This is a genomic window from Streptomyces sp. NPDC040405 (genome assembly GCF_055595765.1).
Genome location: NZ_JBVIVI010000004.1, coordinates 502,976 through 521,546, shown reverse-complemented (window position 1 = coordinate 521,546; position 18,571 = coordinate 502,976). Strand labels below are relative to the sequence as shown.

Below are 18,571 nucleotides of genomic sequence, written 5' to 3'. Positions count from 1 at the left end.
ACCCCGGGCTCCCCCCCACACCCCCCCCCTCTTTTGTGTTTGTCCCCCAACATGAGGGAGGGTTTGTTTTTCAACTTCTTCGGGGGGGGGGGGGGGGGGGTCCGGGGCGGAGCCCCGGGGAACAAAGACTCCTAACCCGCCGGGGTGAAGCGGACCGCGTAGCCGCCGTTCTTCGGGACGGCCACCGACAGCCGGGAAGAGGCCGTGACCTCTCGGGTCTCGGTGACGATCTTGCCGTCCGGGCCGTCCTTGTACAGCTCGGCCCGCCACGTCCCGGCACCCAGGAACTTCAGCGGTTCGTCCAGCGTGCGGGCGGCGCCGGAGGTGATCGCGCCCAAGTACCAGTCGTCGCCGGAGCGGCGGGCGAGGACCGCGCGGTCACCGGGGTCGCCGTCGACGAGCCGGGTGTCGTCCCACACCGTGGGCACCTGGTCCAGGAACTTCAGCGCGGCCGGGTGCGCCTCGTACGACTCGACGCTGTCGGCGAAGTGCTGCACCCCGGACTCGTACACCACGGACAGCGCCAGCTCGGCGGCGTCGCTGGTGGGGCGCACTCCGGTGAAGGTCACCGGGGTGAAGTCCATGGGGCCGATGAGGTTCCGGGTGAAGGGAAGCGTCGTGTAGTGGGCGGCCGGGAAGGGCTCGCGGCCCGGCTTGGGGCGGGTGCCCTCGGCGCCCTTGACCGCCTCGACGCTCATCATCTGCGGCCAGGTCCGCTCCTGGCCGCGCGGAATCGTCGCGCCGTGGAAGTTCAGCATGAGCCGGTGCTTCGCGCTGTCCTTGAACACGGCGTCGTACCACCGCATCCGGTCCTGGCCGTCCGACTCCAGGAAGTCGACCTTGAGCCCGACGATGCCCCAGGACGTGTACTGCGCGAACAGCCGGTCCCGCTCGCTCTGCTGGTCGATGGTCTGCCAGCGCACCCAGGCCCAGACGCCGACGCCCTTCTCCTTGGCGTACTTGGTGAGTTCGGGCATCCAGTCGTTGCTCCAGCCGGAGTCGACCAGGACGTACTCCCAGCCCTCCCGGGCGGCGAAGTCGACGAACTTCTTCTGGGCCGCGAGGCTGGTCGGGCTGCTGCCGTCCGACCACCACGACCAGGCCGCCTTGCCGGGCTTGATCCATGAGGTGTCGGCGACCTTCGACGGGGCGGCGAGATCCGTCGGCAGGTCGCTCTCGGTGACGGTGGCGAGGTCGCCGATGACCATGGTGCGCCACGGGGTGGTGAGGCCGGGGGTGCTCACCTCGGCGGGGTCGGGGAGGGTGAGGCGGAAGCGGTCGGTGGCGGCGTCGAGGGTGAGCCGGGAACCGCCGTAGGAGCTGTTGAGGTCGGCTTCCTCGACCAGCATCCAGCTCTTGCCGATGTGGAAGAGCGACGGATAGCCGTAGTCGCCCGACTTGGCGTCGGCGACGCTGCCGTGGTCATGGGCGGATTCGTAGTCCGAACGCCCGTTGTCGTACGGCAGCAGGTAGGAGTCGGCGGTCGGCGGCACGGCGAACTCCGACTCCTCCCCGAGCACGGTGACCGTGTCCTTGCCCGGCAGGGCGTAGCGGTACGCCAGCCCGTCGGCCGAGACGCGGACGATCACCTTCAGCGTCCGCCCGTCCTTGCGGAAGCTGAAGGTCGACTCGGAGGCATCGGAGGTGTGCCGGGTCCGGCGGCCGGTGGTGGTCGTGTAGGTCTCGTGGAGGGTGCGGTCGCTGCGCCCGGCGAAGCGCAGGCCCTTGCCGAAATCGGTGTCGGCGGTGCGGATGCCGAGCGCGGAGGGGCGCAGGACAGTGGTGGAGCCGTGCCGGGCGGTGAGGGTGAGGCCGCCGTCGCGGGTGAGGTTGAGCTGCCCGCTGACCTGGCCCTTCCCGGTCAGCCGCCAACTGCGGCCGTCCGAGCCGGAGGTGCCGGATGAGCCGCTCACGGCTTCGGCTTGGAGTGGTACGAGGGTGGCCGCCACCGCGCAGGCGGCGGCCGCCACGGCTGTGGTGACCCTGGATCGTGCGACGCGCATCGTTCCCTCCCACGGGAGCTAAGGCGAGCTGAGGCGAGCTGAAGCAATACAGCGGAGGCAATACATCAGATCTATCCGGCGCCTTGACGCATCTTTAGCCGCTTCCTACGCTCCCGTCTAGCCAAATCATCGGATCAATCACTTCAGTTTCGGACGGAGCTGGTCGACGATGGCAGTCAGCAGACGCGGTTTCCTGGGCCGGGTGGCCGCCGGTGCGGCGGCGGGGTCGACAGCGGGGGTGGCGCTCCCCGCGCCGGAGGCGGAGGCGGCCGAACAGGCACGCTCCGTGGTGCTGAGCGGCATGCGGACGGACACCGAGTGGCGGCGCTTCCTGGCCGGGCAGGACCTGGTCTGGAAGCGGATGCCGCGCACCTGGTACGAGGGCCCGTTCCTGGGCAACGGCCTGCTCGGCTCGATGGTTTACCAGGAGCCCGGCGAGAACGCCCTGCGCTTCACCATCCACCACGGTGAGGTCCAGGACCACCGCCCCACCCAGGGCGGCAGCGACTGGGGCGTGGCGCGGCTGCCGGTCGGCAATCTGCTGCTGCGCCCGGCCGGGAAGATCACCGGCGTCGATCTTCGACTCGGCCTGTGGGACGCCGAGTTACGCGGCACGATCACCACCGACAAGGGCCGTCTCACGCTCCGCGCGCTGGTCCACAACGACCGGACGATGCTGCTGGCCACCGTCGAGGCGAGCGCGGGCGAGGAGGGGTTCCGCTGGGAGTTCCGCCCCTCCCCCGCCGTCAGCCCGCGCATCGTCCGCGAGGACCCGCCGAAGGGGTTCGAGCCCAACCCGAAGCCGGTGAGCCGTACCGAGAACGGGACCGGCATCACCGTGCAGTCCATGGTCGCGGGCGGGCAGACCGTGACCGCGCACAAGGAGCGCGGCAAGGGCCGGGAGCGGTCGTACTACCTCTGCGTGGCGCATTCGTACCCGGGGACGGACGCCGAGGGCCGGGCCGTCACGACGGTCCGCAAGGCGTCCGCGCTGCCCGTCTCCAGCCTGCTGCGCTCGCACCGCGACTGGTGGCACCGCTTCTACCGCAAGAGCTTCCTGTCGGTCCCCGACGCGATGCTGCAGAGCTTCTACTGGATCCAGCTGTACAAGCTCGCGTGCGCGGCCCGGGAGCACGCCCCGGTGATGGCCACCACCGGCCCCTGGGTGGAGCCGACCCCCTGGCCGGGGGTGTGGTGGAACCTCAACGTCCAGCTGGAGTACTGGCCGGTGCTGGGCTCCAACCACCTGGAGCTGGACGCGATTCCGCGCACCCTCGCCGAGAACACCGATGTCCTGATCAGCGCCCTCAAACCGGAGTACCGGGCCGACTCGGCCGGACTACGGCGCTCCACTGATGCCCAGTGCGAGGACAACGGCACGGTTGCGGTCCCGGGCGTCGGCGACTCCCCGGAGGTCGGCAACCTCCCCTGGGCGCTGCACAACGTGTGGCTGCACTACCGGCACTCGATGGACAAGGGCCTGCTGGAGGATGTGCTCTATCCGCTGCTGCGCCGCTCCACCAACTACTACCTGCACTTCCTCACCGAGCAGGCGGACGGCCGTCTCCATCTGCCGAAGACCTTCTCGCCCGAGTACGGCGCGGCCCCGGACTGCAACTACGACCTGGCGCTGCTGCGCTGGTCCTGCCGGACGCTGCTGGAGTCGGCCGAACTGCTGGGCAAGGACGACCCGCTGGCACCGAAGTGGCGCGAGGTGCTGGACAAGCTCGTCCCGTACCCGGTGGACGAGAACGGCTTCATGGTCGGCACCGGCGTCCCGTTCGCCAAGTCGCACCGCCACTACTCGCACATGCTCTCCGTCTACCCGCTCTACCTGGTCAACTGGGACCAGAAGGAGAACCGCGACCTGATCACCCGCTCGCTGGAGCACTGGATCGGCTTCGAGGGCGCGCTGCGCGGCTACAGCTTCTCCGGCGCGGCATCGATCTCGACCCAGATGGGGCGGGGCAACGACGCGCTGAAGTATCTGCGCGAGCTGGTGGCGCGCTTCATCCAGCCCAACACCCACTACTACGAGGCGGGTCCGGTGATCGAGACCCCGCTCTCGGGCGCGCAGGCGATCCACGACATGCTCTGCCAGAGCTGGGGCGGGACCATCCGCTTCTTCCCCGGGGTGCCGGACGAGTGGCGGGACGTGGCGCTGCACGACTTCCGCACCGAGGGCGCCTTCCTGGTCAGCGGCGTGCGTGAGGGCGGCAGGACGCGATGGGTGCGGGTGCGGAGCCTGGCCGGGGAGCCGTGCCGGGTGCGGCACTCGCTGACCGGCCGGATCAGGGTCGCGGGGGTGCGCGGACCGGCCCCGAAGTGGCGCGACCTGGGGGACGGCGTGATCGAGCTGGAGCTCGGCCGGGACGAGGAGGCCGCGATCTACCCGGCCGCGGGGCCGCGCCCGGACTTCCGGATCGCCCCGGTGAAGGTGTCGGAGCCCGCCGACCGGTGGGGCATGCCGGAGCTGCCGCAGACGGGCCAGGTCACCCAGGCCGACCTGACGGGCGCCTTCGACAACGACGCCATCACCACCGAGATGTACTACGGCGACGGGGACTTCGACGGTACGGGGCGCACGTACCCGATGGCCCAGCTGCCGCAGACCGGGCAGACCGAGGACGACGGGATCACCTTCGCGTTCACCAACGGCAGCGAGGGGTCCCACAACAACGTGATCGCCGCGGGGCAGAAGGTCGCGGTCCCGGCGGGGAGCTACGCCCGGCTCCATGTGCTGGGCGCGGGCGACACGGGGAACGTGACGATCCCGGCGGTGGCCTCGTACGCGGACGGCTCGACCGCGAAGCTGAGCATCCAGCTGACGGCGTGGCTGTCGGGGCCGTCGTACGGGGAGACGGAGGCGGTACGGACCAGCCAGATCCACGCCCGGAGCGGCCCGGTGGGCACGAAGGCGGCGATCTTCCACCAGACGGTGGCCCTGGACCCGGCCAAGGAGCTGTCCGCGGTCACCCTGGCGGCCCCGGCGTCGGGCACCGCCCGGGCCCACGTCTTCGCGCTCTCGCTGGAAAAGAACACCTGAGCCGGGCCGGACAGGCCGGGTCAGGCTGAGTCACCAAAACCACACAATCGAACACCACCCGCAACGGCCGCCCCTCCCGGGGCGGCCGTTTGCTGCTCATGCGTGCAGCCGAGATGACATCTGAGAGAATTTGTTGGCACTCAGTGTCTTGCGGGGTGGCACACCGTGCCATACGGTGAAGGAGTCCGGGCGGCCGGCGCGCTGCACACCTCGCGTGCCGGCTGTCCCCGCAAACCGCCTTGCGCGCCCGGACACCGCCTGCGTCACCAGGCGGGCCCAAGGCGCTCACCCGCGCCCCAGGCCGAAGCACCTCCGCCGAACCGACGGCACAGCAGCAGCCAGCCAGCAGCTTTCACCCCCGTCACGAGCCCAGCGTTCCCTCAGGCGTCCTGTCATGGACGCTTCGCCGGAGGCACCGATGAACGAGATACTTGACGCGATCCTGGCGTCGGACAGCACCCCCCAGGACTTCGCCGCCCTGCGCGTCCCCGAGTCGTACCGCGCGGTGACCGTGCGCAAGGACGAGGCCGATATGTTCGCGGGCCTCACCACCAAGGAGAAGGACCCCCGCAAGTCGCTGCACGTGGACGAGGTTCCGGTGCCCGAACTCGGCCCCGGCGAGGCGCTCGTCGCCGTGATGGCCAGCTCGGTCAACTACAACTCCGTGTGGACCTCGATCTTCGAGCCGCTGTCCACCTTCGGCTTCCTGGAGCGGTACGGCAAGCTCTCCCCGCTCACCAAGCGCCACGACCTGCCGTACCACATCATCGGCTCCGACCTCGCGGGCGTCGTGCTGCGCACCGGCCCCGGCGTGAACGCCTGGCAGCCGGGCGCCGAGGTCGTCGCGCACTGCCTGTCGGTCGAGCTGGAGAGCGCCGACGGCCACAACGACACCATGCTCGACCCCGAGCAGCGCATCTGGGGCTTCGAGACCAACTTCGGCGGGCTCGCCGAGATCGCCCTCGTCAAGTCCAACCAGCTCATGCCCAAGCCGAAGCACCTCAGCTGGGAGGAGGCGGCCGCGCCGGGCCTGGTCAACTCGACCGCGTACCGGCAGCTCGTCTCCCGCAACGGCGCCGGGATGAAGCAGGGCGACAACGTCCTGATCTGGGGCGCGAGCGGCGGACTCGGCAGCTACGCCACCCAGTTCGCGCTGGCGGGCGGGGCGAACCCGATCTGCGTCGTCTCCTCCCCCCAGAAGGCCGAGATCTGCCGGAAGATGGGCGCCCAGGCGATCATCGACCGCACCGCCGAGGACTACCGCTTCTGGAAGGACGAGCACCACCAGGATCAGCGCGAGTGGAAGCGGTTCGGCAAGAAGATCCGCGAACTGACCGGCGGCGAGGACGTGGACATCGTCTTCGAGCACCCGGGCCGGGAGACCTTCGGCGCCTCGGTGTACGTCACCCGCAAGGGCGGCACGATCGTCACCTGCGCCTCGACGTCCGGCTACACCCACGAGTACGACAACCGCTACCTGTGGATGTCGCTGAAGCGGATCGTCGGCTCGCACTTCGCCAACTACCGGGAGGCGTGGGAGGCCAACCGCCTCATCGCCAAGGGCAAGATCCACCCGACGCTGTCCAAGACGTACCACCTGGACGAGACCGGCCAGGCCGCGTACGACGTGCACCGCAACCGCCACCAGGGCAAGGTCGGCGTCCTGTGCCTGGCCCCCGAGGAGGGCATGGGCGTGCGCGACCAGGCGATGCGCGACCAGCACATCGAGGCCATCAACCGCTTCAGGGACGTCTGATGAGTGGCGAACCCCGCCCCAAGGACCGGCCCTGGCTCATGCGGACGTACGCCGGGCACTCCACCGCCGAGGCGTCCAACGAGCTGTACCGGCGCAACCTGGCCAAGGGCCAGACGGGTCTGTCGGTCGCCTTCGACCTGCCCACCCAGACCGGCTACGACCCCGACCACATCCTCGCCCGCGGCGAGGTGGGCCGGGTCGGGGTCCCGGTCTCCCACCTGGGCGACATGCGGAGGCTGTTCCAGGACATCCCGCTGGAGCAGATGAACACCTCCATGACCATCAACGCCACCGCGATGTGGCTGCTGGCGCTGTACCAGGTGGTCGCGGAGGAGCACGGAGCCGATACGGCCAAGCTCCAGGGCACGACGCAGAACGACATCGTCAAGGAGTACCTGTCGCGCGGGACGCATGTCTTCCCGCCGGGGCCGAGCCTCCGGCTGACCACCGACATGATCGCGTACACGGTCCACCACATCCCCAAGTGGAACCCGATCAACATCTGCAGCTACCACCTGCAGGAGGCCGGGGCAACTCCGGTGCAGGAGATCGCGTACGCCATGTCGACGGCCATCGCCGTGCTGGACGCGGTGTTCGACTCCGGGCAGGTGCCGGAGGAGCGCAAGGGCGATGTGGTGGCCCGGATCTCCTTCTTCGTGAACGCGGGCGTCCGGTTCATCGAGGAGATGTGCAAGATGCGCGCCTTCGGCCGCATCTGGGACCGGATCACCCGGGAGCGGTACGGCATCGAGAACCCCAAGCACCGCCGCTTCCGCTACGGCGTCCAGGTCAACTCGCTCGGGCTGACCGAGGCCCAGCCGGAGAACAACGTCCAGCGCATCGTGCTGGAGATGCTCGCCGTCACCCTCTCCAAGGACGCCCGCGCCCGCGCCGTCCAGCTTCCGGCCTGGAACGAGGCGCTGGGGCTGCCCCGGCCCTGGGACCAGCAGTGGTCGCTGCGCATCCAGCAGGTGCTGGCGCAGGAGAGCGATCTGCTGGAGTACGACGACATCTTCGCGGGCTCGCACGTCGTCGAGGCCAAGGTCAGCGAGCTGACCGGGGAGGCCGAGGCCGAGATCGAGCGCATCCAGGAGATGGGCGGGGCGATGGCCGCCGTCGAGTCCGGCTATCTCAAGGCGCAGCTGGTCTCCTCGCACGCCGCGCGGCGGGCCCGGATCGAGGCGGGCGAGGAGAAGATCGTCGGCGTCAACTCCTACGAGTCCACCGAGCCCAATCCGCTCACCGCCGACCTGGACACCGCGATCATGACGGTGGACCCGGCGAACGAGGCCCGGGTGGTCTCCGCCCTGCACACCTGGCGCGAGCAGCGCGACGCCCACCGCGCCGAGACCGCCCTCTCGGCGCTCCGCAAGGCCGCCGCGGGCACCGACAACCTCATGGCCGCGACCGTGGAGTGCGCCCGCGCCGGGGTCACGACCGGCGAGTGGGCCTGGGCGCTGCGCGACGTCTTCGGCGAGTTCCGGGCCCCCACCGGGGTCGGCGGCGCGCCGCTGGCCGTCACCGCGGAGGCGGGCAGCGCGCTCGCCACCGTGCGCGAGAAGGTCGAGAAGACCGCGGCCGAGCTGGGCGGCGGGCGGCTGCGGCTGCTGGTCGGCAAGCCCGGTCTGGACGGGCACAGCAACGGCGCCGAGCAGATCGCCGTACGGGCCCGGGACGCCGGGTTCGAGGTGATCTACCAGGGGATCCGGCTCACCCCGGAGCAGATCGTCGCGGCGGCCGTCGACGAGGACGTGCACTGCGTCGGCCTGTCGATCCTCTCCGGCTCGCACGCCGAGCTGGTGCCCGACGTCCTGGAGCGGCTGCGGCAGGCCGGTGCGCAGGACATTCCCGTCATCGTCGGCGGCATCATCCCGGCCGCGGACGCCGCCGCACTGCGCGCGGCGGGTGTCGCGGCCGTCTTCACCCCCAAGGACTTCGGTATCACGGAGATCATCGGCCGTATCGTCGACGAGATCCGTTACGCGAACACGCTTCCCGCACTGGAGGTTCCCGCATGACCACGCCCGCCCCCGCAGACCGAGTGCTGCGGCCGCGCCGCTCCTGCCTGGCCGTGCCCGGCTCCAATCCGCGCTTCCTGGAGAAGGCCCAGGGCCTCCCGGCCGACCAGGTGTTCCTGGACCTGGAGGACGCGTGCGCGCCGCTGGCCAAGGAGGACGCCCGGCACACCATCGTCAAGGCGCTGAACGAGGGCGACTGGACGGGGAAGACCCGGACGGTGCGGGTCAACGACTGGACCACCCACTGGACGTACCGGGACGTCATCACGGTCGTCGAGGGCGCGGGCCCGAACCTCGACTGCATCATGCTGCCCAAGGTGCAGGACGCCCAGCAGGTACAGACCCTCGACCTGCTGCTCACCCAGATCGAGAAGACGATGGGCTTCGAGGTCGGGCGGATCGGCATCGAGGCGCAGATCGAGAACGCCAAGGGCCTGGTCAACGTGGACGACATCGCCGGGGCCTCGCCCCGGCTGGAGACCATCATCTTCGGGCCGGCCGACTTCATGGCGTCCATCAACATGAAGTCGCTGGTCGTGGGCGAGCAGCCGCCCGGCTACGGGGCGGACGCCTACCACTACATCCTGATGCGGATCCTGATGGCCGCCCGCACCCATGACCTCCAGGCCATCGACGGCCCCTACCTCCAGATCCGAAACGTGGACGGCTACCGCGAGGTCGCCGGCCGTGCGGCGGCGCTCGGCTTCGACGGCAAGTGGGTGCTGCACCCGGGCCAGGTGGAGGCGGCGAACGAGGTCTTCTCGCCGTCGCAGGAGGACTACGACCACGCCGAGCTGATCCTCGACGCGTACGAGTACTGCACGTCCGAGGCGGGCGGCATGAAGGGCTCGGCGATGCTGGGCGACGAGATGATCGACGAGGCCAGCCGCAAGATGGCGCTGGTCATCGCGGGCAAGGGCCGTGCGGCCGGGATGGTCCGTACGTCCACCTTCGAGCCCCCGGAGGCATGAGCACGATGCAGTTCGGCCGCACTTACGAAGAGTTCACGGTGGGCGACGTGTACCGGCACTGGCCGGGAAAGACGGTCACCGAGTATGACGACCATCTCTTCTGTCTGCTCACCATGAATCATCACCCGCTGCACATGGACAGCAACTACGCCGAGAAGACGACCGATTTCGGCAAGAACGTGGTGGTGGGGAACTACATCTACTCCCTGCTGCTCGGCATGTCCGTGCCGGACGTCTCCGGAAAGGCCATCGCCAATCTGGAGGTCGAGTCGCTGAAGCATGTCGCGCCGACGTTCCACGGCGACACCATCTACGGCGAGACCGAGGTGCTGGACAAGACGCCGTCGAAGTCCAAATCCGACCGGGGAATCGTGCATGTCCAGACGAAGGGCTACAAGCAGGACGGCACTCTCGTGTGCGTCTTCCGGCGCAAGGTGATGGTGCCGACCGCCACGTACATCAAGGAGCGGGGCGGCGAGCAGCCGGGCCGCCCGGAGCTGGGAGGGCAGTGATATGGGCCGTCTGGCGCAGACCGAGGGGCTGACCGACGTCCAGCGGGAGATCCTCTCCACGGTCAGGGAGTTTGTCGACAAGGAGATCCTGCCGGTCGCCACCGAGCTGGAGCACCGCGACGAATATCCGACCCGGATCGTCGAGGGCCTGAAGGAGCTGGGGCTCTTCGGGCTGATGATCCCCGAGGAATACGGCGGCCTGGGCGAGTCACTGCTCACCTACGCGCTGTGCGTGGAGGAGATCGCCCGCGGCTGGATGAGCGTGTCCGGCATCATCAACACGCACTTCATCGTGGCGTACATGCTGAAGCAGCACGGCACCCAGGAGCAGAAGGACTACTTCCTGCCCAAGATGGCGCTCGGGGAGATCCGCGGCGCCTTCTCGATGTCGGAGCCGGGGCTGGGCTCGGACGTGTCGGCAATCACCAGCAAGGCGGTGCCGGACGGCGACGAGTACGTACTGAACGGCCAGAAGATGTGGCTGACCAACGGCGGCACGTCCACGCTGGTGGCGGTTTTGTGCCGAACCGGTGACCGGCAGGAGGGCGTACCTCCGCACAAGTCCATGACGACGTTCCTGGTCGAGAAGGAGCCCGGCTTCGGCGAGGTCCGGCCCGGACTGACCATTCCCGGCAAGATCGAGAAGATGGGCTACAAGGGGGTCGACACCACCGAGCTCATCATGGACGGACTGCGCATTCCGGCCGATCGGGTGCTCGGCGGAACGACCAACCGCGGTTTTTACCAAATGATGGACGGCGTGGAGGTCGGCCGGGTCAATGTGGCCGCGCGGGGCTGTGGCGTGGCACAGCGCGCATTTGAGCTGGGCGTTGCGTACGCACAAGAACGGCACACCTTCGGGAAGCCGATCGCCCAGCATCAAGCCATCCAGTTCAAACTGGCCGAAATGGGAACAAAGGTCGAGGCAGCTCATGCGATGATGGTCAATGCGGCTCGCAAGAAGGACGCGGGTGCGCGCAACGACCTCGAAGCGGGAATGGCGAAGTACCTGGCGTCGGAGTACTGCAAAGAGGTCGTGGAGGACGCCTTCCGCATCCATGGCGGGTACGGCTTCTCCAAGGAATACGAGATCGAGCGCCTCTACCGAGAGGCACCGATGCTCCTCATCGGCGAAGGTACCGCCGAGATTCAGAAAATGATTATTGGACGACGACTGCTGGAGGATTACCGAAGCCAAGGCTGATGTCCCTTTTGGGGTGGTATCCGAGAGAAGAAGCTCACACCGCGCCATGGGTCTTCGGCCACTGACAAGCCACCGACAGGCCCTGGCGCTTGCCCAGTTACCGCTCGCAACCGATACCATCCCCGGAAAGCCGCCGTCCCCAATCTTGCGTCGCGGCATCCTCCGCTACGAAGGTCATCCATGCCCCACAGCCAATCCTCTGCACAACGCGGCCGCGTCCGCCTCGCGCGCGGAGCGTCGCCGTGGCTCCTCCCGACCGTCGCCACGGCGGCGGTCAGCCTCACCCGCGCCCGTCGCTCCGGGCGCTGGGCGGCAGTCGCCGTGCCCGCCACCGCGCTCGCGGCGGGCATGCTGTGGTTCTTCCGCGACCCCGAGAGAGAGATCACTCAGGGCCGCGTCATCTCCCCGGCCGACGGTGTGGTGCAGAGCATCATGCCGTGGAAGGACGGGCGCACCCGCGTCGCGATCTTCATGAGCCCGCTCAACGTTCACGTGAACCGTGCCCCGCTGGCCGGCACCGTGACCTCCGTCGAGCACATCCCGGGCGGCTTCGTTCCCGCGTTCAACAAGGAAAGCGAGAACAACGAGCGGGTCGTCTGGCACTTCGACACCGAGCTGGGCGACATCGAGATGGTCCAGATCGCCGGTGCGGTCGCCCGCCGAATCGTTCCGTACATGCCGCAGAGCACCAAGGTCGAACAGGGTGAGCGGATCGGTCTCATCCGCTTCGGCTCGCGCGTGGACGTGTACCTCCCCGAGGGCGTCGACGTCGCGGTCGAGGTCGGCCAGGCCACCACCGCGGGGGTGACTCGCCTTGACCGTGATTGATCCCGACACCCAGGCCGCCTGGGTCCCCGAGGCCGACATGGACGCCGCCGACGAGACGGACGACATGCCCTTGTCGACCCGGCTGTCGATAGCGGACACCCTGACCCTCGGCAACGCCACCTGCGGCTTCTTGGCGGTCTACTTCACCACCACCGGCGTCCTCATCCCGCACCTGACGGGCAGCGAGGACGGCGGCATGACCCGCCACAGCGCCGCCTCGGCGGTCATGCTGATGCTGCTGGCCTCCGTCTTCGACCTCTTCGACGGGCTCGTCGCACGGAAGCTGCGCAGCTCGGCCATGGGCGCGGAGCTGGACAACCTCTCCGACCTGGTCAGCTTCGGGCTCGCCCCGGCGTACTTCGTCCTCGTCTGGGGCATGGTCGCCGACGACGCCTACCAGCGGGTCTCGGTGGTGGGCGCCATCGTGGTGCTCCTCGCGGTGGTGCTACGGCTGGCCAGATTCTCCTGCGTCACCCTGCGCGACGGCGTCTTCCAGGGCATGCCGAGCCCCTTCGGGGCGCTCACCGTCGTCTCGGTCGTCCTGCTGGGCCTGCCGTTCGTGCCGACCCTGCTGGCGATCATCGGCATCGCCTGGCTCATGGTGAGCCGCGTCGAGTACCCCAAGCCGCGCGGCCGCCTCGCCGTGGCCATGCTCGGCTGGATCGTCACCAGCATGGCGCTGCTGTCCGCCTGGGCCTTCCAGGCCCCCGGCGGCGAGCTGCTCCTCCAGTCGGCCTGCGCCCTCCAGGTCGTCATGGGCGCGGTGATCCCCCTCTTCGCCACCGCCCGCCGGGTCAACGCCTTCCGCGACAACCGCCGCGAGGCGAGGGCAGCGCAGCTGCCGTAACGGCTGCCTCAGCGCAAACGCCGTGGGGGCCGAGCAGGAAGCTCGGGCCCCACGGCGTTGTCGTCCCCGGCCACCCGACGATCCACCTCGGCGCCCCCGGCCTCCGCCGTCTCGGCGGGTCGGAGGCCGCAACCCCGGCAGGCCCAGGGGCGTGCCCCCGGCCCGGGGGCACAGCCCCCACGTTCGGGAAGGCGCGTGCCCCCTCGGGCCAGGCGCCCCGGCCCGGGCCGGGGCCGAAGCCCCCGGTGGGGCCTGTGGGCGTAGCCCCCACCAGGCGCTCCCGTGCGGAGCACACACCGCCCCCGGCCCGGGTGGGGGCCTGGGGCGCAGCCCCCAGTTCGGGAAGGGGCGGGGTGGGGGACGAGCCCCGCTCAGGGCAGGCGCCCTGGGCGCCGAGCACACGCCCCCCGGCCCGGCCCAGGGGCGAAGCCCCGGGCGGGGCCTGAGGGCTTGCCCCCACGTTCGGGAAGACGCGGGGTGGGGAACAAACCCCCGCCCGGCTCAGGGCAGGCGCCCCGGCGCGAGCGCGCGCCGGGGCCAGCGGGGCGGGGGGGCTTGCCCCCGGTTCGGGAAGGGGCGGGGTGGGGGACAAGCCCACGGCAGGTCCCCGGCCCGGCCTGCCAGCCCGAGGCCGCCGCCGGGGTCCGGGGGCGGACCCCCGGTTCGGGAAGGGGCGGGGCGGGGGACTGGCCCACGGCGGGGCGCCCGGGGTCAGGCCAGGAAGTCCGTCGCCAGGTGCTCCGCCGCGCGTTCCAGCAAGGGGCCCGCTTCGGCGATGCAGCGGGCCGGGTCGGGCTCCAGGTCGGTCAGGGGGTAGGCGCGGCGGATACCGGCGCCGCCGAGGGCCGCCGGGGTGAGGGCGAGGCGGCCGCAGACGGCCACCACGTCGATGCCCCGCGCCCGCGCCGCCGCCGCGACGCCCGCCGGGGCCTTGCCGTGCAGGGTCTGCTCGTCCAGCGAGCCCTCCCCCGTGATCACCAGGTCGGAGCCCTCCAGCGCGGCCGCGAAGCCCAGTACGTCCAGCATCACGTCGATTCCGGGGCGGAACGCCGCGCCGAGGCCCAGCAGCGCGCCGAAGCCGATACCGCCCGCGGCGCCCGCGCCGGGCGCGGCGGCGTATTCGGCGGCGCGGGCGCCGACGGCCCGCTCCAGGACCCGTACGTACGTGGCGAGGGCGGCGTCCAGGGCCGCCACATCGGCCTCGCTCGCGCCCTTCTGCGGTCCGTAGACCGCCGCCGCGCCCTTCGGGCCGGTCAGCGGATTGTCGACATCGCTGGCGAGCACGAGCTCCGTCGACGCGAGCCGCGGGTCGAGGCCGGAGAGGTCCGCCGTGGCCAGCTCGCCCAGCGGGCCGCCGCCCGGCGCGACGGGCGTGCCGTCGCCGCGCAGGAAGCGCGCGCCGAGCGCGCTCAGCATCCCGGCGCCGCCATCGGTCGTGGCGCTGCCGCCGACGCCGAAGACGATCGTGCGGGCGCCCGCGTCGAGCGCCGCCCGGAGCAGCTCACCGCTGCCGTACGTGGTGGCGGTGAGCGGCGCGAAGACGCCGTCCGGCAGGTGCCGCAGCCCGGACGCCTCGGCCATCTCCACCACGGCCGTCCCGTCGCGCAGCGCGTACGCCGCCGTGACCGGGGCGCCCAGCGGTCCGGTCACCCGCACCTCGCGCCGCTCGAACCCGGCCGCGACCGCCGCGTCCACCGTGCCGTCGCCGCCGTCGGCGACCGGCAGCGCGTCGATACGGAGCAGCTCGGCGCCGCCGGACCAGCCGCGCCGCAGCCCCGCCGCCACCCGCTCGGCGACTTCGACGGCCGTGAGCGACCCCTTGAACTTGTCGGCGGCGATCAGCACCCGCGTCGGGGGCGTCGCCTGCCCCTGCGCCCACGTCTTCACTTCTGCCGTCGCCTCGGCCTTCGCAGCGTCCGTCACCCTGGTACCCCTTGCTGTTCGCTCAGGCGGTCGAAGCCGTTGTGACCTTATCCTTTGGACCGGCCACCCGGTACACCCACATCATCCGGGTACACCTGACACATGGGCCACAGCGGGAACGCGCACGCAGCACTCGCGGACCGGATCCACGGCGGCTGGCTCGGCCGCATCGCCGGGAACATGCTCGGGAAGCCCATCGAGCGCGGCGACGTCTGGACCCGCGACCGCATCGACCGCTATCTGCGCCGCGCCGACGCCCTCCCGCTCACCGGCTATCTGCCCGCCCTGGAGCCGCCACCGGACCCGGTGGAGTTCGAGCTGCGCCCCGAGTGGCAGGAGTGCGTGCGCGGCCGGATCCACGGCAGCGCACGGGACGACGACATCGACTACACCGTCCTCGGCCTGCACCTCCTGGAGACCCACGGCTTCGGCTTCACCACCGAGCAGGTGGGCGAGATGTGGCTGCTGCGGCTGCCGTACCTGCAGACGTTCACCGCCGAGCGGGCCGCGTACCGCAATCTGGCGGCCGGGATACGGCCGCCGCTCACCGCCACCGTCGACAACCCCTACCAGGAGTGGATCGGCGCCCTGATCCGCGCCGACATCCACGGCTGGGTCAACCCCGGCGATCCGCCCCGCGCCGCCGCCATGGCCCGCCGCGACGCCGTGCTGTCCCACACCGGCAACGGGGTGTACGGGGCGATGTGGGCGGCCGCGCTGATCGCCGCCGCGTTCACGGCCGACGGCCCGCGTACGGCGGTCGAGTCCGCCCTCGACCGCGTCCCGCCGCGCTGCCGCCTGGCCCGTACCGTCCGCCGCGCGGCCTCCCTGTACGACGCGGGCGTGACCTGGCCGGACGCGCTGGACCAGCTGGAACGCGAGACGAGCGGCCTGCCCTGGATCCACACGGTCCCCAACGCCGCCGTCCTCACCGCCGGGCTCCTCTACGGCGCGGGCGACTTCACCGCCACGCTGGCCCTGACCGTACGAGGCGGCCTGGACACCGACTCCAACGGCGCCACCGCGGGCTCCGTCGCGGGCGTACTGTGCGGCGCGGCCGCCCTCCCGCCGCAGTGGACCGAGCCGCTGGAGGACCGGATCCGCAGCGCCGTCTTCGGCTTCGACGGCGCCCGCGTCAGCGACCTCGCGGCCCGGACCCACCGCCTGGCGCTACCGGCGTAGGCGGCTCAAGACCCCGGCACCCGTCAGTCGCGGGACAGATCCCACACGCTGCCGAGCCAGCCGTCGTGGCTGTTGAGGAGGGCGACGAGGGCGGCGAGGACGCGGTCGTCCCACCAGTCCGCGAGCGCCTCCAGCTCGAAGGCGCTGCCGCTGCCGCTGCCGCTGTGGAAGTCGAGGACGATCCGGTTGTCGGCGCGCCACTTGGTGCGGCGCGGGGGGCGGGCGACGTCGCCGCTGCCGCCGATGATGCTGCCGATCGCGATGGCCAGCTGAAGCGGCGAGATCAGCCACCACATGAACCACCAGAAGGGCCGCCCCTTCATCCCGACCGCGGGCGGCGCACCGGCCTGCTGGACGGTCCAGCGGGTGCGGACCCGGCCGCCCTTCATGGCCGGTTCGCGGGTGATGAGGGCGAGGGGTTCACCGGCGGCGCCCAGCACCTCGTAGGTGGCCGGACCGCCCTTGGCCGCCGATTTGGTGGTCACGTGCGCGAACACCCCGGCGCGGTGCGGGTCGGCCCAGAGGGTGAAGGCGCGGGTGCCGTCCTTGCGGATGGCGCGGTAGGCGTCGAAGCCGCCGGGCGGGTCGCGGCGTTCGGGGAAGGCGAGGGGCTGGATGACGCCGTCAGGGCCGGGGGCGCCGTGGGAGGCCCGTATGCGCCAGGTGACGCGCCCGTCCTGCGGTGGTTTTTCGTTCTTGCTCAGCGTCTGACCGCTCAGCCACAGAAACCGGCCCATCCCCGCACTCTCCCCGTCATGCCACGTTCGACCTGGTGCCGGGGCGGACTTTACCCGTCACGCGAAGACCGAGAGCAGCAGGGCCATCCCGAGGCCGAGCACGCTCACCAGCGTCTGCACCGCGGTCTGCGTCTTCGCGGCCTGCGTCAGGCTCATCCCGAAGGACTCCTTGACCAGCCAGAACCCGGCGTGGTTGACGTAGTTCAGGCCGAGCGAGCCCGAGCCGATGGCGATCACGAGGAGGGACGCCTCCAGGCCGCCGCCGGTACCGATCAGCGGGGCGAGGATGCCGGTGGCGGAGACGATGCCGACGGTGGCCGAACCGGTGGTGAGGGACAGCAGCAGGGCGATCAGCCAGCCCAGGACGATCAGGTTCATATGGGCTCCCTCGGCCGCCGACGCGATGGCGTCGCCGATGCCGGAGTCCTTGAGGACCTGATTGAACGCGCCGCCGCCGCCGATGATGAGCAGGATGGAGGCGATGGACTGCAGGCTGGCCGTCATCGAGCGGCGGGCCTCCTCGCCCTGACCCGTGCCGCGCAGGACGGTCAGGCCCAGGGCGAAGAGGAATCCGGCGAGCATCGCGATGAGGGGTTCGCCGGTGAAGGTCAGCGCGGAGCGCAGCCGGCTGGACTCGTCGAGCGTGGTCTCGGCGAGCGTGCGCAGCAGCATGAGGACGACGGGGATGAGGACGGAGCACAGGGCGAGGCCGGTGGGCACCCCGGAGCGGGCCGGGGCGTCCGGCCGCCGCTGGGCGCCGGGGCCGTCGGAGTGCGCGGCGGCGGGCGGCGCGGCCGGGCCGTCGGGGAGCGGGGCCTCGGCGGGCCGCTGTCCGGTGCCGGTGAACTGGGCGACCAGCGCGGGGTCCGGGCGGACGTCGGCGAGCCGGGGCGCGATCCACCGGGCGTAGACGGGACCGGCCAGCACGATGGTGGGGACGGCGCAGACGACGCCGACCAGGAGGGTGAGGCCGAGATCGGCGTGGAGCCCGGTCATGGCGGTCAGCGGGCCGGGGTGGGGCGGCAGCATGCCGTGCAGCGTGGAGAGCGCCGCGATGGCGGGCACCCCCAGCAGGACGTACGGGGAACCCTTGGTGCCGCCCTGCGCCTCCAGCCTGCGGGCCACGCTGAAGATCAGCGGCAGCAGCACGATCAGACCGACCTCGAAGAACATCGGCACGCCGATGACGAAGGCGGCGCCCGCGACGAGCCACGGCAGCCGCCGGGTGCTGGACCGGTCGACGATGGCGTGGGCGAGGGCGTCGGTCGCGCCCGAGTCGGACAGCAGGCGGCCCAGCATGGCGCCCAGCGCCAGCGTGATGCCGACGTCGCCCAGGGTGCCGCCCGCACCCTCCTCGATGGACCCCGCCAGTTTCTCCACGGGTTCACCGGCCGCCAGCCCCGTGCCCACGGTGACGACGATCAGCGCGACGAACGGATGCAGGCGCAGGCGGGAGTTGATCAGGATGATCAGCGCTGCTATCGCCACGGTCAGGATGAGCAGCAGTGACCAGGCGTGCGTGGTCATACGGAGGTGCCTTTCGT

At 70.9% G+C, this 18,571-nt stretch carries 13 protein-coding genes; 9 read left to right on the top strand and 4 right to left on the bottom strand.

Features of this window, described 5'->3' with window-relative positions; all coding sequences use genetic code 11:
• Nucleotides 1–131: 131 nt before the first annotated feature.
• Nucleotides 132–2,003, bottom strand: a complete 1,872-nt coding sequence (locus ACZ59A_RS20015; protein WP_470960419.1) for a glycoside hydrolase family 97 protein — start codon at nt 2,001–2,003, stop codon at nt 132–134.
• A gap of 169 nt (nt 2,004–2,172) precedes the next feature.
• Between ACZ59A_RS20015 and ACZ59A_RS20010 the strand changes: the two genes are divergently transcribed.
• From ACZ59A_RS20010 to pssA, 8 genes are all read left to right on the top strand, one after another.
• A complete protein-coding gene (locus tag ACZ59A_RS20010) occupies nt 2,173–5,049 on the top strand; it encodes a glycosyl hydrolase family 95 catalytic domain-containing protein (RefSeq protein WP_470960417.1) in 2,877 nt (958 codons plus the stop codon).
• A 418-nt stretch (nt 5,050–5,467) separates the two neighbouring features.
• Nucleotides 5,468–6,805: a crotonyl-CoA carboxylase/reductase gene (ccrA, locus tag ACZ59A_RS20005; RefSeq protein ID WP_470960415.1), complete on the top strand. Its 1,338-nt coding sequence runs from the start codon at nt 5,468–5,470 to the stop codon at nt 6,803–6,805.
• A complete protein-coding gene (locus ACZ59A_RS20000; RefSeq protein WP_470960413.1) occupies nt 6,805–8,823 on the top strand; it encodes a protein meaA in 2,019 nt (672 codons plus the stop codon). Before ccrA ends, ACZ59A_RS20000 begins: the two co-directional genes overlap by 1 nt.
• The gene (locus tag ACZ59A_RS19995; RefSeq protein ID WP_470960411.1) at nt 8,820–9,794 is read left to right on the top strand and encodes an HpcH/HpaI aldolase/citrate lyase family protein; all 975 of its coding nucleotides are present in this window, start codon (nt 8,820–8,822) and stop codon (nt 9,792–9,794) included. The genes ACZ59A_RS20000 and ACZ59A_RS19995 overlap by 4 nt, the downstream gene beginning before the upstream one ends.
• A gap of 5 nt (nt 9,795–9,799) precedes the next feature.
• The gene (locus ACZ59A_RS19990; RefSeq protein ID WP_468048006.1) at nt 9,800–10,306 is read left to right on the top strand and encodes a MaoC family dehydratase; all 507 of its coding nucleotides are present in this window, start codon (nt 9,800–9,802) and stop codon (nt 10,304–10,306) included.
• Between the two features lies 1 nt (nt 10,307).
• Nucleotides 10,308–11,510 (top strand): acyl-CoA dehydrogenase family protein, encoded by a 1,203-nt coding sequence (locus tag ACZ59A_RS19985; protein WP_470960409.1) that lies wholly within the window; start codon nt 10,308–10,310, stop codon nt 11,508–11,510.
• Between the two features lie 180 nt (nt 11,511–11,690).
• Nucleotides 11,691–12,338 carry a phosphatidylserine decarboxylase gene (locus ACZ59A_RS19980; RefSeq protein WP_470960407.1) on the top strand — a complete coding sequence of 216 codons (648 nt, stop codon included), beginning with the start codon at nt 11,691–11,693 and terminating at the stop codon, nt 12,336–12,338.
• Nucleotides 12,325–13,185 carry a CDP-diacylglycerol--serine O-phosphatidyltransferase gene (pssA, locus tag ACZ59A_RS19975; protein WP_199830917.1) on the top strand — a complete coding sequence of 287 codons (861 nt, stop codon included), beginning with the start codon at nt 12,325–12,327 and terminating at the stop codon, nt 13,183–13,185. Before ACZ59A_RS19980 ends, pssA begins: the two co-directional genes overlap by 14 nt.
• Before the next feature lie 711 nt (nt 13,186–13,896).
• On the opposite strand, the gene ACZ59A_RS19970 is transcribed toward pssA, so the two are convergent.
• The gene (locus ACZ59A_RS19970) at nt 13,897–15,030 is read right to left on the bottom strand and encodes a glycerate kinase (RefSeq protein WP_470960636.1); all 1,134 of its coding nucleotides are present in this window, start codon (nt 15,028–15,030) and stop codon (nt 13,897–13,899) included.
• A 180-nt stretch (nt 15,031–15,210) separates the two neighbouring features.
• Between ACZ59A_RS19970 and ACZ59A_RS19965 the strand changes: the two genes are divergently transcribed.
• Nucleotides 15,211–16,290: an ADP-ribosylglycohydrolase family protein gene (locus ACZ59A_RS19965; protein ID WP_470960405.1), complete on the top strand. Its 1,080-nt coding sequence runs from the start codon at nt 15,211–15,213 to the stop codon at nt 16,288–16,290.
• Between the two features lie 23 nt (nt 16,291–16,313).
• Here ACZ59A_RS19965 and ACZ59A_RS19960 read toward each other — a convergent pair whose 3' ends face one another.
• Both ACZ59A_RS19960 and ACZ59A_RS19955 read right to left on the bottom strand, forming a co-directional pair.
• A complete protein-coding gene (locus ACZ59A_RS19960) occupies nt 16,314–17,027 on the bottom strand; it encodes a hypothetical protein (protein ID WP_470960403.1) in 714 nt (237 codons plus the stop codon).
• A gap of 57 nt (nt 17,028–17,084) precedes the next feature.
• A complete protein-coding gene (locus tag ACZ59A_RS19955) occupies nt 17,085–18,554 on the bottom strand; it encodes a GntP family permease (RefSeq protein WP_470960401.1) in 1,470 nt (489 codons plus the stop codon).
• Nucleotides 18,555–18,571: the final 17 nt, after the last annotated feature.

Excerpts from the sequence above, each read along its gene's own strand:
- ACZ59A_RS19995 (WP_470960411.1), top strand. The coding sequence starts at position 8,820 with ATGACCACGCCCGCCCCCGCAGACCGAGTGCTGCGGCCGCGCCGCTCC.
- ACZ59A_RS19965 (WP_470960405.1), top strand. The coding sequence starts at position 15,211 with ATGGGCCACAGCGGGAACGCGCACGCAGCACTCGCGGACCGGATCCAC.
- ACZ59A_RS19980 (WP_470960407.1), top strand. The coding sequence starts at position 11,691 with ATGCCCCACAGCCAATCCTCTGCACAACGCGGCCGCGTCCGCCTCGCG.
- ACZ59A_RS19960 (WP_470960403.1), bottom strand. The coding sequence starts at position 17,027 with ATGGGCCGGTTTCTGTGGCTGAGCGGTCAGACGCTGAGCAAGAACGAA.
- ACZ59A_RS19990 (WP_468048006.1), top strand. The coding sequence starts at position 9,800 with ATGCAGTTCGGCCGCACTTACGAAGAGTTCACGGTGGGCGACGTGTAC.
- ACZ59A_RS20010 (WP_470960417.1), top strand. The coding sequence starts at position 2,173 with ATGGCAGTCAGCAGACGCGGTTTCCTGGGCCGGGTGGCCGCCGGTGCG.
- ACZ59A_RS19985 (WP_470960409.1), top strand. The coding sequence starts at position 10,308 with ATGGGCCGTCTGGCGCAGACCGAGGGGCTGACCGACGTCCAGCGGGAG.
- ACZ59A_RS20015 (WP_470960419.1), bottom strand. The coding sequence starts at position 2,003 with ATGCGCGTCGCACGATCCAGGGTCACCACAGCCGTGGCGGCCGCCGCC.
- ACZ59A_RS20000 (WP_470960413.1), top strand. The coding sequence starts at position 6,805 with ATGAGTGGCGAACCCCGCCCCAAGGACCGGCCCTGGCTCATGCGGACG.
- ACZ59A_RS19955 (WP_470960401.1), bottom strand. The coding sequence starts at position 18,554 with ATGACCACGCACGCCTGGTCACTGCTGCTCATCCTGACCGTGGCGATA.
- ccrA (WP_470960415.1), top strand. The coding sequence starts at position 5,468 with ATGAACGAGATACTTGACGCGATCCTGGCGTCGGACAGCACCCCCCAG.